Source organism: Crocosphaera sp. XPORK-15E (assembly GCF_034931425.1).
In the GTDB taxonomy this organism is placed as follows: Bacteria; Cyanobacteriota; Cyanobacteriia; order Cyanobacteriales; family Microcystaceae; genus UHCC-0190.
On sequence record NZ_JAYGHQ010000018.1, the window covers coordinates 20,234 to 32,899 of the forward strand.

The 12,666-nt window shown below is 35.9% G+C and carries 12 protein-coding genes; 10 read left to right on the forward strand and 2 right to left on the reverse strand.

All coding sequences use genetic code 11. From position 1 onward, the window contains the following. Positions 1–23: 23 nt before the first annotated feature. On the reverse strand, positions 24–389 hold the full coding sequence (locus tag VB691_RS19615; protein WP_323293215.1) for a DUF1815 family protein: 366 nt from the start codon (positions 387–389) through the stop codon (positions 24–26). Between the two features lie 420 nt (positions 390–809). On the opposite strand from VB691_RS19615, the gene VB691_RS19620 reads away from it, so the two are divergent. The 8 genes from VB691_RS19620 (at position 810) to VB691_RS19655 (ending at position 8,437) form a co-directional block, all read left to right on the forward strand. Continuing rightward, on the forward strand, positions 810–1,028 hold the full coding sequence (locus VB691_RS19620; RefSeq protein ID WP_323293216.1) for a hypothetical protein: 219 nt from the start codon (positions 810–812) through the stop codon (positions 1,026–1,028). A 180-nt stretch (positions 1,029–1,208) separates the two neighbouring features. Beyond that, the gene (dnaK, locus tag VB691_RS19625) at positions 1,209–3,122 is read left to right on the forward strand and encodes a molecular chaperone DnaK (RefSeq protein WP_323293217.1); all 1,914 of its coding nucleotides are present in this window, start codon (positions 1,209–1,211) and stop codon (positions 3,120–3,122) included. Between the two features lie 121 nt (positions 3,123–3,243). After that, a complete protein-coding gene (locus VB691_RS19630; RefSeq protein WP_323293218.1) occupies positions 3,244–3,450 on the forward strand; it encodes a hypothetical protein in 207 nt (68 codons plus the stop codon). Further along, positions 3,450–3,719: a type II toxin-antitoxin system mRNA interferase toxin, RelE/StbE family gene (locus tag VB691_RS19635; protein ID WP_323293219.1), complete on the forward strand. Its 270-nt coding sequence runs from the start codon at positions 3,450–3,452 to the stop codon at positions 3,717–3,719. The genes VB691_RS19630 and VB691_RS19635 overlap by 1 nt, the downstream gene beginning before the upstream one ends. Positions 3,720–3,745: 26 nt before the next feature. Further along, entirely contained in the window at positions 3,746–4,975 is a 1,230-nt protein-coding gene (locus VB691_RS19640) for a P-loop NTPase fold protein (protein ID WP_323293220.1), read from the forward strand. Further along, on the forward strand, positions 4,972–7,209 hold the full coding sequence (locus VB691_RS19645) for a pentapeptide repeat-containing protein (protein WP_323293221.1): 2,238 nt from the start codon (positions 4,972–4,974) through the stop codon (positions 7,207–7,209). Before VB691_RS19640 ends, VB691_RS19645 begins: the two co-directional genes overlap by 4 nt. Before the next feature lie 228 nt (positions 7,210–7,437). Next, positions 7,438–7,884, forward strand: coding sequence for a hypothetical protein (locus VB691_RS19650; protein WP_323293222.1), 447 nt, complete (start codon positions 7,438–7,440; stop codon positions 7,882–7,884). Positions 7,885–8,098: 214 nt separating this feature from the next. Next, complete coding sequence (locus VB691_RS19655; RefSeq protein ID WP_323293223.1) at positions 8,099–8,437, forward strand: hypothetical protein; 339 nt, start codon at positions 8,099–8,101, stop codon at positions 8,435–8,437. Here the strand turns inward: VB691_RS19655 and VB691_RS19660 are convergent. Next, positions 8,376–9,452, reverse strand: coding sequence for a D-alanine--D-alanine ligase family protein (locus VB691_RS19660; RefSeq protein ID WP_323293224.1), 1,077 nt, complete (start codon positions 9,450–9,452; stop codon positions 8,376–8,378). The two genes, VB691_RS19655 and VB691_RS19660, sit on opposite strands and share 62 nt — an antisense overlap. Positions 9,453–9,603: 151 nt before the next feature. Between VB691_RS19660 and VB691_RS19665 the strand changes: the two genes are divergently transcribed. Beyond that, a complete protein-coding gene (locus VB691_RS19665) occupies positions 9,604–11,541 on the forward strand; it encodes a S9 family peptidase (RefSeq protein WP_323293225.1) in 1,938 nt (645 codons plus the stop codon). Further along, a complete protein-coding gene (locus tag VB691_RS19670; RefSeq protein ID WP_323293226.1) occupies positions 11,531–12,637 on the forward strand; it encodes an AI-2E family transporter in 1,107 nt (368 codons plus the stop codon). Before VB691_RS19665 ends, VB691_RS19670 begins: the two co-directional genes overlap by 11 nt. The last annotated feature ends 29 nt before the right edge of the window (positions 12,638–12,666 follow it).

Here is a 12,666-nt window from a genome sequence, read left to right on the forward strand (position 1 = left end):
GTTGTTAATTGTCTTTGCTCTGTTTAAACCATCGTTTCCAGTTGAGGCAGTTTTTGGGCGGCTGATTTATCTTGAGATGGTGAAGGATATTGATATTTAATCAAATTGGCTAATTCTTGCAATTGGCTAATGGCTTCTGCCCCTTCTAATTTCATCAATTCACGATCATCGCGCATTTCTGTCCAGGTAATTCCATAATCAGAAACTAAAAAACGGATGAGATGGTTTTCGCTTAAACTGACCATAAACGATGCACTGTTTAGCTGATCGCCACAAGTGTAGCAAGAAGCTAAATAACCTCGGTTTTCAAGGACAACGGCTAAGGCTTGGAGGTTCATTACCAAGTCTTTCACAAAATCACGGTGTTGTTGCGCTAATCGAGTAAACACTCTTTTTTCCTCCTGATAACATTTTCTATTATAAAACCGTAATACTTTTTTAAGGTTTTATTTTTGTGATTTGAGCTAGGCTTTAACGTAAGATCGTGAAATCTATAAAATAAACTCATCATCGACTACGTTAACCTAGTTTTACCAAATTTCCCAGTATCGGGGGTTACACTAGATGAATTGTCCCCTTATTTTGAGAACTTTCAGGAAAAAAAAGAGTTTCCCCAAGGCTCTCCCTGATTGTTATTGAAGCAATTAGGGGGTTGTTGGTTTCACTTTTAATTAACAACAAATCATTACATTCAAGAATTTTTCGGTTGTGTCTCGACAATAAAAAGACTTGGCAAATTTGACATCTCAAGGTAAGCTCTATCGGTAAGTTAATAAAGATTTAATTTCTGGTGTGGTGTTGAGACGTTCATGAAATTAGCAAAATCTGACAATAAATCTCGTCCTTGGTTGTTTATCTTAGAATTTTTGTTGATTACTAGCGCAATTTCTAGTGCTGCTGGGTTAGGATTTGGGGCAGCCCTGCGTTTAAATCGGCCGGCTGAACCTGGAGGGACAGCGTTTCATTCCGATCAGTCTTTTCCCCCCCGTGAAGATTGGCCCATTGGTCAATCAACTCAATCCTATTGATAGGAAGTGAGGAAAAAAAAGTCAAACCGTCATCCTAGGTTCGGAAAACTACACTACCATAGATAGTCCCAATCCCGTCACTATAGATATGAATAGCTGGATAGAGATCAACTATTTATTAATACTGCTCACTCAAACTAATTATCCAGTCGGTCTTATAGTAATTTTGGAGTTGTGGATATGGGAAAAGTTGTCGGAATTGATTTAGGAACCACAAACTCTTGTGTGGCCGTTATGGAAGGGGGAAAACCTACAGTCATTGCCAATGCGGAAGGGTTTCGCACCACCCCCTCGGTTGTTGCTTATGCCAAAAATGGCGATCGCTTAGTAGGACAAATTGCCAAGCGTCAAGCGGTAATGAACCCCGAAAACACTTTTTATTCGGTAAAACGCTTCATTGGGCGTAAAAATGAAGAAGTCACCACCGAAGCGACGGAAGTATCTTATAAAGTATTGCGCGATAGTAATGGGAACGTCAAATTAGACTGTCCCGCCCAAAGCAAACAATTTGCCCCCGAAGAAATTTCCGCCCAAGTGCTGCGTAAATTAGTCGAAGATGCCAGCAAATATTTAGGGGAAACCGTTACCGAAGCTGTAATTACCGTTCCTGCTTATTTTAACGACTCTCAACGTCAAGCCACCAAAGACGCGGGGAAAATTGCCGGAATTGAAGTAAAACGCATCATTAACGAACCCACAGCCGCTTCCTTAGCTTACGGGTTAGATAAAAAAAGTAATGAAACTATCCTCGTCTTTGACTTAGGGGGTGGAACCTTTGACGTATCTATTTTAGAAGTAGGGGACGGCGTATTTGAAGTATTGGCCACCTCTGGAGACACCCACTTAGGGGGAGATGACTTTGATAAAAAAATTGTCGATTATTTAGCGGCAGACTTCCAGAAAAATGAAGGTATTGAACTGCGGAAAGATAAACAGGCCCTACAACGTTTAACTGAAGCCGCAGAAAAAGCCAAAATTGAACTCTCTAGCGTCACTCAAACGGAAATTAACCTGCCCTTCATTACCGCGACGCAAGAAGGGCCCAAACACCTAGATACAACCCTTACCAGAGCTAAATTTGAAGAACTTTGTTCCGATTTAATTGATCGCTCTCGCATTCCCGTGGAAAAGGCCATGAAGGATGCAAAACTGAGCAATAGTGATATTGATGAAGTTGTCTTAGTTGGGGGTTCAACCCGTATTCCTGCGGTACAAGAATTAGTCCAAAAAGTCTTAAACAAAGAACCCCATAAAGGGGTTAACCCTGATGAAGTGGTGGCCATGGGTGCTGCTATTCAAGGGGGTGTTTTATCGGGAGAAGTTAAGGACATCCTGTTATTAGACGTGACTCCCCTTTCTCTTGGGGTAGAAACATTAGGGGGTGTCATGACCAAAATTATTCCCCGTAACACCACCATTCCCACCAAAAAATTTGAGGTCTTCTCTACAGCAGTTGATGGTCAAACCAATGTCGAAATTCATGTTCTCCAAGGGGAACGGGAAATGGCCAGAGATAATAAAGATTTAGGGGTATTCCGTCTAGATGGTATTCCTCCCTCTCCTCGTGGTGTGCCTCAAATTGAAGTAACCTTTGATATTGATGCTAATGGTATCCTCAACGTAACCGCTAAGGATAAAGGAACTGGCAAAGAACAGTCTATCAGTATTACTGGGGCTTCTACTCTGCCTGATACGGAAGTTGAGCGCATGGTGAAAGAAGCAGAGTCTAACGCCGCAACAGATAAGGAGCGTCGGGAAAAAATTGACCGCAAGAACCAAGCTGACTCTTTAGTTTACCAAGCGGAAAAACAACTGACTGAGTTAGGGGATAAGGTGCCTCCTGCGGATAAAACGAAGGCAGAAGGGTTAATTAAGGATCTTAAGGAAGCCCTCGCCCAAGATAATGATGATCAGATCAAAACCCTCACAGAAGAGTTACAGCAAACCCTTTATAGCATTGGTACCAGTATGTATCAACAAGCTGGCGGTGCGCCTGGTGCTGCCCCTGGTGGTGACGGTGGTGCTGCCCCTGGTGGCGGTACTTCTAGCGGTGGCGATGATGTCATTGATGCCGAGTTCTCAGAAACTAAGTAACATTCTGGTTAATTATTAATCATCAATTTTGACGGTGGGTAACAATTTCCCACCGTTTTTTGTCGATTAAGTTAGGTTTGAGTACAATATATCTATTAGTGACAGGGTGAGTAACAAAATAATGAGTTTTAGTGATGTAGTAGAAGCAATTAAAACCCTTTCTTTACCAGAAAAGGAAGAGATTCAAGCTCTTTTGGCTCAATATTTGCGAGAAGAAAAGCGAGAAGAAATTTATGAGAATTATTTGGTCAGTCAAGGGGAAGAAAAAGCAGGTAAGTTAAAATTTTCGTCAGATATAGATGAATTAATGCACTCTTTGGAAGATTAATGCCCGAAATCAGTTTTAGTGATTCTTTTAAACGTGCTTTCAAAAAGCGTATTCAAGGAAATGAAAACCTAGAAAAAAAATTTAGGGTAAAATTAGAGCAATTTAGAGATAATCCCTTTGATATAACCTTAAAAACTCATAAATTGTCGGGTAAACTTAAAGATTTGTGGAGTTTTAGTCTTGAGTATGATCAAAGAGTGTTATTTTACTTTACTGATGATGGCAAAGTTGTATTTGTCGATATTGGTAATCATGACCAAGTATATTGATTTAAAATTTAAAGGATAGAGTAATTATGTCTGAAAACCAGATAAATGAAGCTTTCACCAATGCTTATAATAATTTTGATAGTCGCCCTTTAGTGGGTGAAACTCTCAGAAAATTTTATATAGATGACTTTACTAAAGATGCTGTTAAGAGTATTAAAACAACCATAACAATATCGAAAAAATACCGTAAAATGCTGGTTATTGGCCATCGCGGTTGTGGGAAATCTACAATTTTGAATAAAGTTAGTGAAGAATTAAAAAACGATTTTTATCTTGTTTCTTTTTCAGCAGCAGACACTTTAAATATGAATGATGTGGAGACAATTGATATTTTAATCTCCATCTATCTCCAACTTCTTAATTCTATGAATGAGAGAGACATTAATGTACCCATTCAAAGATTTAATGATGTCATGAAGTCTGTCAAACAGAAACTAAATCTAACTGAAGTTGGTGTGACTCTTTTAAAGATATTAACATTTAAAATAAAAGTTGAAAATGAATCACGGGCTACCTTAAGAGAAGAATTTAGAAATCAAATTGAAATATTAGATAATAGTATTTCTGATTGTATCGAAAGTATTGATGAACATTATAAAACTAACAATAATCCAGGGAAAGATGTATTAATTATTATTGATGATCTTGATAAGTTGCTTCCTGAATTTGCTGAAAAGATTTTCTTTAAAGACTCTCATCTATTAACGATGCCAAAAGCTAAAATTATTTATACTTTTCCTCTAGAAACTTATTATTGTGAAGCTTTTAATACTTATGTAGATCGCTATGAAGATCAATTTATTTCTTTAGTTGTCGTTGATCAAAACAAAAATGGTGATATAGGTATTCAGCAATTAGAAAAACTTGTTTTGAAAAGAATTAGTGAGCAATATATTGAGGAAGAAGCGTTAAAAGAGATGATTCTTTCTAGTGGAGGTTTACTGCGTGATTTAATTAAATTTATGCAGGATGCTTGTAAAGAAGCAATTGTGAGTGAATCTATGATTATAGATCAAAATATTGCTGAAAAAGTTATTAATAAAACAGCTAATCAATATAAGCGTTTATTTGATTTTCCTAATTATCGAGAATATATAGAAAAAATTGCTGATAAATCTCAACGAGATGAAATCGAAAATATAAAACTTATCTATCTTTTGAAATATCTATTTATTTTAGAATATCGATTTGAAGATGACTTATGGTATGACGTACATCCTTGTCTTAAAAAAGTTCTTAATGGTGAGCTAAAATGATGATTCCATCAATAGAAAAAGAATATAAAGAACTTAAAACAGAATTAAAAATCTGTAAAATTGGTGGTCTTTTTTTAGCACTATACCGCAATAAAGAAGTACCTAAGTTTATCATGAAATTACTGGAAAATGATAATGATTTAGAAGGCTTTTTTCAATTTCCATTATCTATAGATGAACAAAAGATTCCGTTTCCCATTGTATTTGAACAAACTTTTGAACAAATAGGTAATAAAAGTAATATTTATCATGTTTTAGGGATAGAAGAAAATCTATCATCAGAAGCAGTCAAAGAATTTATAGGATATTTACAGTATGCGAGAGAAAGGTTAAAAGCAAAACCTTATTCTCTCGTTTTTTGGATATCACCTGAGTTGGAAAAAGCGTTATTTTTTCAAGCACCTGATTTCCATCATTGGATATTTGGTACTTATGATTTTACGACTATCAGTGATGATGAATTAAATCATTTAACTGCTTCAGTCAATCAAGAATTATTTGATTTTAAGAAGCTCAATGAATACTTTAAAAAAGTAATTTGGCAATATGAGAATTGGTCAGAAGTAAAAGAAAAGGGTGAATCTTTTTTAGTTGAACCAATGGAAAGAACTGATTTATATCATTATTATGTTAAATCTTACTGTGTTGATAAAAAAGGAAAGGAACAATTATTAGATAATTTACTTAATCATTTTATTGAAGATAGCAAACAAAACTTTTTAACGCTTTTAGGTGATTTTGGTACTGGTAAATCTTCTTTTTCTATTTATTATTTTGTTGAATTAGCTAAAAAATATCTTACTGATAACAATGAGCGTATTCCTATTTTTATCTCTCTAAAGGATTATAAGGGTAAGCTAAATATTGAAGATTTTATGATCAGAGAATTTTATGATAAATTTGAGATAAAAATAGATTTCTCAATTTTTCAGCAACTAGCATTAGCAGGAAAATTCATCTTTTTTATTGATGGTTTTGATGAAATGGCTTCACTCACGGACAAAGAAATCACATCTCAAAACTTAAAGGAGTTGACAAAATTATCTTTTGAAAATGTCTTATTTATAACTCAATCTCAACCTAAAACTTATAAAGTTAACAAGGTATTTTTAACATCTCGTACCCACTATTTTCTAACAGAATCTCAAGAACAGGATCTTCTGAAAGCTGACTATACTATTCTTTATCGTACTTATGCGACAAAAAGTAATTATCAAATAACTCGCATCAAGCTAAAAGAATTTAATGACAATCAAATTAGAGAATGTATTCAAAAATATACTAATAATGAAAAAATCACAAACCAGCATTTAAAGATAATTAATGATACTTATAACTTAAAAGAACTATCAACTAGACCTTTATTATTGGAAATGATTATTAAAACAATGCCAACACTGATAGGGAAAGAGAATATTAATCCGGTGGATCTTTATCGAGCTTACACTAATATTTGGATAAAAAGAGATGATTGGCGTTCTCAAATGACTCCAGAAGGTAAAAGAAGTTTTATGTGGGAAATGGCTAGTAAGATGTTTAAATTAGGTGGGGACTTTTCTTTAAATCATTCCAAACTTGGTAAGCCAAAAAATCAATATTTAAAACCTAATTTTGAAAAAAAAGTAGAAGATTATTATAAGTATGAAACAACTACTTGTAGTTTTTTAAATCGTGATGCTGAAGGAAATTATAAGTTTATTCATAAATCTTTTATGCAATACTTTATTGCAGAATTATTCTATTTGTATCTACTAAGAAAAAAGAATGGTCAAAATTCCTATTATTTATCGTTTAATGGTGAAATTAAGTTCTTTTTAAAACATATAATTGTGTTAGATAAAGATAATTTAGCAGCCCTAAATCTACATTCGATTGACCTAAGCAAAACCAACCTCGAAGGAGCCAACCTGATAAGAGCCAACCTCACAGGAGTCAATCTCAGAGAATCCAATCTTAAAGGAGCCAATCTTAAAGGAGCCAACCTGATAAGAGCAAACCTCACAGGAGCCAATCTTAAAGGAGCCAACCTGATAAGAGCAAACCTCACAGGAGCCAATCTTAAAGGAGCCAACCTCACAGGAGCCAACCTCGCAAGAACCTATCTCATAGGAGCCAACTTCATGGTAGCTATAAATATAACACCAGAACAAATTAAAAAAGCAAAGTATTGGCAACTAGCAATATATGAGCCAGAATTCAGAAAAAAGTTAGGATTAGCACCAGAAGAAGAATAGGTTATTGTGGGGAGTGCATGGGCATGGCGATAATAAGTTAATGGTTTTAAGAGTAAGATTACTAATGCCATGCCCCTACCTTTTATGTATCATACTGACTTGCAAACTGCTGTATGAGCTTCTATCAAAGTGTGTATTTTGCTTATTTTTGCTTGTTGCCCGATAATAAAATAGTCCCCTAACAATATTAGGGGACAACAAAAAACGTATGTAATAAGAGTTTAACCCATGAGTCAAGAACCTGTTACCGTCACCTATTCTCTTGAGCAAGTTTTCTCTAGATTAGAGCAGAAAATAGACAAACTAGAGCAAAAAATAGATGGCAACCAAAAGGAAGTTAACCAGCAAATAGACAAACTAGAGCAAAAAATAGATAAACTAGAGCAAAAAATAGATGGCAACCAAAAGGAAGTTAACCAGAAAATAGATAAACTAGAGCAAAAAATAGATGGCAACCAAAAGGAAGTTAACCAGAAAATAGATAAGCAATCAGAGGAAATAACGACTATAAAGGCGACTTTACAGGCACAACAGCCATTAATTCAGAAAATTCCTGATTTAGCTGAAAAAGTAGGGGAATTAAAAAACTGGAGGCAGATCTTCATCATTGCCTTAACAGCCTTGGTTAGTGGTTCAATAACTTGGGTTATTCGAGGGGGAAACCTAAAACCCTAACGTCCCTATTGATACAGATTGGTAAAGATTTATGATCAAATATTACGTTTTAATAAGAGAAAAATAACTTTTACTGAAAATCATTACGTTTCCTTTGATTAATGTTTCACAGCCAAAATTATTCGCCAGCATAAAAGAGAGCGATTAATTAGTTTGTAGTAAGCCCTCACTACGAACTAAATCAAAGGACATCGAGCAATTCTTGAAGGTTTCCATGAAAACATTATGTTTAAAGCTGCTCGGTACAAGCATAATTGTACTTAGCACAACTCATCCGGTTTATGCCATTAATTTTCTTGAAAATAGTCCCATTAAAATTAATTCTCAAGATTCAGGTGAGATCCTCAAACAAATGTTACCAGGATCTACCCTAATTAAAGACCGAATAGTAACAGATAGCAACAATTTATTGGGTGGACAACTGGTAGATGACATGAATATTGTTCCTATTTATAATCAGATCCCGTTTGTCCCTAAATCAACCTCTATCGCTAGTTTTTGGCTGATGGTGGGCTTAAGTTCGCTTCTAAAGCTAGTTGAATTAATTGGTTAACCAATTGTTCAAAACTAACCCCTGTTGCTTCCCACAGTTGAGGATACATACTAAACTTGGTAAACCCAGGCAGAGTATTAATTTCATTGATATAAATTTCTTGGGTTTCTTCAACATAAAAGAAATCTACTCGCCCCAACCCTGCACAATTCAAGGTTTTAAAAGCTTTAATCGCCATTTCTTGGATTTGGCTGACAATATTTGGGGGTAAATTGGCAGGAATATGTACTTGCGATCGCCCTTCAGTGTATTTGGTTTCGTAGTCATAAAAATCACCATCAAAGGTAATTTCTCCCACTACAGAAGCTTTAGGGTTATCATTGCCCAACACGGCACATTCTACCTCTCTAGCGGTTACTCCTGCTTCAATAATAATCCGTTGATCATAACTGGCCGCATTATCTAAAGCGGTTTCTAATTCAGAATGCGATCGCACTTTAGCAATGCCAACAGATGACCCCAAATTAGCAGGTTTGACAAAACAAGGATAACCCAAGGTTGCCTCAATATCATCACAAAGTTTCGGGAAAATACAAGGGTTTGACCAAACTTGCGATCGCTCGACGGCCATATATTTAACTTGAGGCAGTTTCGCTTGAGAAAAGACCATTTTCATGGCAATTTTATCCATTCCTGCGGCCGATCCTAACACGCCACTGCCCACAAACGGCACTTGCATTAAGGTTAATAACCCTTGAATAGTGCCATCTTCGCCATTGGGGCCATGCAAAATAGGAAACCAGACATCCACTTCCTCCATTTGGGGGGGAAACTGCCATAATTGCTGTTTTGTAGCGATTTCAGTAACGATAGGGGTTTTGTTGGCTAAAACCTGTTTTGCTGTTTCTCCTGCCGTCCAAATGCCATTTTTTTGAATATATACAGGTAAAACATCATATTTATGGGAATTATCCCCTAATTGTAAAGCTTGGGCGATCGCCGTAGCAGAGTTAATGGAGACTTCATGTTCTCCCGATCTCCCTCCAAACAATAATCCTACCCGTATTTTTGTCATTGGCTATACTCTCGCTGCGATCACACTTAATTATCGCTATAATTGACCGTTGTTATGTCTTTGGCGTTCCCCCAAAATTAACATACCATAACCTATTGGGGTAATGTCCCCTTGTTTGCAGTCAATGATCATATAAAACCCAATAATTATTATGCTATCTCCCAAAATTGCTCCTTTTGGTTCCTGGAAATCTCCGATTACATCTGATTTAATTGTGGCAGGAAGTCTTGGTTTAGGTGCTATTATTTTTGATGGTGATGACATTTATTGGTTGGAAGGACGGCCCACAGAAGGGGGACGTAATGTACTAATAAAATACACATCTGATGGTCAAACCCTAGAAATGACTCCTCAACCTTTTAATGTTCGTAGTCGTGTTCATGAATATGGTGGCGGCGCATTTTTAGTCGTTGATGGTATTATTTATTTTGTGAATTTTTCTGACCAAAGAATTTATCAAAAATCCCCTAATCAAGACCCCTCACCTCTCACTCCAGAAAATCAATGTCGCTATGCAGATTTTATTTTAGACAAGAAAAATAACCGTTTAATTAGTGTTTGTGAAGATCATAGTAAGGCGGAGGTTGAACCCCAAAATACCTTAGTTTCTATTGATCTTAAAACAGGAGCGATCAAAACCTTAGTTTCTGGTCATGATTTTTATTCTTCTCCCCGTCTTAACCCTGATGGAAGTAAACTGGTTTGGATGAGTTGGAATCATCCTAATATGCCTTGGGATAGCACACAATTATGGTTAGCAACGGTTCAAGATGATGGTTCATTAGGAGAAACAAAATTTATTGCTGGGGATATTGATGAGTCAATTAATGAACCGAAATGGTCACCTGATGGTCAATTATATTTCTCCAGTGACAAAAATGGTTGGTGGAATATTTATTGTTATAAATTACCAGGTACTATTGTCCCTCTTTTTCCCTTAACGGCTGAATTTTCCTATCCTCATTGGGTGTTTGGTTTATCTACTTACGCCTTCACTTCTGCTAATAAAATCATTTGTACTTTTACTCAAGATGGACGGTGGTATTTAGCCAGTTTAGATATTCCGAATAAACAATTAAGTTTATTGGATACTCCCCATACAAATATTGCCTATCTTCATGCTCATCAACAGCATATTGTATTAATTGGAGGTTCACCTAAAGAACCAACAGCAGCCATTTATTTAAACTTAAAGTTAGGGGAAACAAAAATTCTTCAATCTTCGAGTAATCTTGATATTGATCTAGGCTATTTTTCTCTCCCAGAATTCATCACTTTTCCCACAGAAAACGGATTAACTGCCTATGCTTGGTATTATCCCCCAACCAATAAAGATTATACTGGCCCTGATGGAGAATTACCCCCTTTATTAGTTAAAAGTCATGGGGGCCCAACTGCCGCAGCTTCCCCTAATTTTAGTCTAAAAATTCAATATTGGACAAGTCGAGGATTTGGTTATCTTGATGTTAATTATGGTGGGAGTACAGGGTTTGGCCGAGAATACCGTCAACGCTTAAATAAACAGTGGGGAATTGTTGATGTTGATGACTGTATTAATGGAGCAGAATATTTAGTTTATCGAGGAAAAGTAGACAGCGATCGCTTGGCAATTTCTGGCGGAAGTGCGGGAGGTTATACTACATTAGCAGCTTTAACTTTTAAGGAGACATTTAAAGCAGGAGCTAGTTATTATGGCATTAGTGATTTAGAAGCATTAGCCAAAGATACTCATAAATTTGAAGCTCGTTATTTAGATGGTTTGATTGGTAAATATCCCGAAGAAAAAGCCATTTATGAAGCGAGATCACCCATTAATTTTGTAGACAAATTAGATTGTCCAGTCATCTTCTTTCAAGGTTTAGAAGATAAAGTTGTTCCACCTAACCAAACAGAAAAGATGGTTGAATCTCTAAAAAATAAGAGAATTCCAGTTGCTTATGTTCCCTTTGAACAAGAACAACATGGGTTCCGTCGTGCTGAAAATATTAAGCGAGCATTAGATGGTGAATTCTATTTCTATGCCCGTATTTTTGGATTTGATCCTGCTGAAAACTTAGCTTCTGTTAATATTATTAATTATGATTCCTAAACAAAAAATTTCTCTTTCTTTGTCTAATTTATTCCTGATTGCTGGCGCAGGATTTGCCATTTTATTATTATGGCATCTCCGAGGACTTCTTGTTATTTTAATGATTGCCATTGTCATTGCTTCTACCCTTTCTCCCTTGGTTAAAAGTGTGGAAAAGATTGGTTTTCCTCGTTGGTTGGCTGTCATTTCAGTCTATCTAGGATTACTCTTTTTAATAACTGGAATTAGCTTCCTATTAGGGCCAACAATCATCAGTCAAATTCAAAATTTACTAGAAAAATTTCCCGTATATCTAGAAGTTTTAGGTAGTGAAATTCAAACATTTATGACTCAAAAAGGTTTTACAGAACCAGACGTTATTGAGTTTGTTAATCGATTATTTAATCTGCAATCTTTGGTATCTTGGACATTACGTTCTAGTCAACAATTACTAATTGGGGTGGGTGGCTTAACAAGAGGGATAATTGGTAGCGTTTTTAATGTAATTTTAGCCATCTTATTATCAGGTTATATGCTATCAGGTTCCAAAAACTTAGTTAAAGGAATTGTTAGCTTATTTCCTGTCCCTTGGGATGAACGTTTAGAAGCCCAAGTTATTCCTGTAAGTCAAAAAATGGGAGGGTATATTCAAGGCAGATTATTAGTCTCTTTTATTTTAGGTTTAGCGGTTAGTTTGGGACTAAAATTTTTGGGACTTGGTGAATTTGCCCTGGGGTTGGGAACTATTGCAGGAATCACTAATTTAATTCCTTTCTTTGGCCCAGTTTTAGGTTCAATTCCTGCTTTAATTGTCGCAGTCGCCCAAGGCGGCTGGTTGTTTCTTTGGGTGCTATTATTATTTGTTATTATTCAAAATGTAGAAACTTATGTTCTCGATCCTCTTTTGGTAGGATCATCTGTTAATGTGCCGCCATTGTATCAACTTTTAGGGGTATTAAGTGGCGTTCAATTATTGGGAATTTTGGGGGCATTAATTCTGCCTCCTTGGGTAGCAGGTGGTGGAGTTTTGTTAGAAAATCTTTATGTAAAACCGAAATTAGCCGCCCAAAAAGCTGCCACTCAACAATTAGATATTCCCTCAAAAATCAGCCAATAATGTTTTAATTATCTGGTTATGAATAAGGT

Bases quoted from the DNA above. Each gene is read 5' to 3' on its own strand.
- dnaK (WP_323293217.1), top strand. From the start codon at position 1,209: ATGGGAAAAGTTGTCGGAATTGATTTAGGAACCACAAACTCTTGTGTG.
- VB691_RS19650 (WP_323293222.1), top strand. From the start codon at position 7,438: ATGAGTCAAGAACCTGTTACCGTCACCTATTCTCTTGAGCAAGTTTTC.
- VB691_RS19630 (WP_323293218.1), top strand. From the start codon at position 3,244: ATGAGTTTTAGTGATGTAGTAGAAGCAATTAAAACCCTTTCTTTACCA.
- VB691_RS19640 (WP_323293220.1), top strand. From the start codon at position 3,746: ATGTCTGAAAACCAGATAAATGAAGCTTTCACCAATGCTTATAATAAT.
- VB691_RS19655 (WP_323293223.1), top strand. From the start codon at position 8,099: ATGAAAACATTATGTTTAAAGCTGCTCGGTACAAGCATAATTGTACTT.
- VB691_RS19620 (WP_323293216.1), top strand. From the start codon at position 810: ATGAAATTAGCAAAATCTGACAATAAATCTCGTCCTTGGTTGTTTATC.
- VB691_RS19645 (WP_323293221.1), top strand. From the start codon at position 4,972: ATGATGATTCCATCAATAGAAAAAGAATATAAAGAACTTAAAACAGAA.
- VB691_RS19670 (WP_323293226.1), top strand. From the start codon at position 11,531: ATGATTCCTAAACAAAAAATTTCTCTTTCTTTGTCTAATTTATTCCTG.
- VB691_RS19665 (WP_323293225.1), top strand. From the start codon at position 9,604: ATGCTATCTCCCAAAATTGCTCCTTTTGGTTCCTGGAAATCTCCGATT.
- VB691_RS19660 (WP_323293224.1), bottom strand. From the start codon at position 9,452: ATGACAAAAATACGGGTAGGATTATTGTTTGGAGGGAGATCGGGAGAA.
- VB691_RS19635 (WP_323293219.1), top strand. From the start codon at position 3,450: ATGCCCGAAATCAGTTTTAGTGATTCTTTTAAACGTGCTTTCAAAAAG.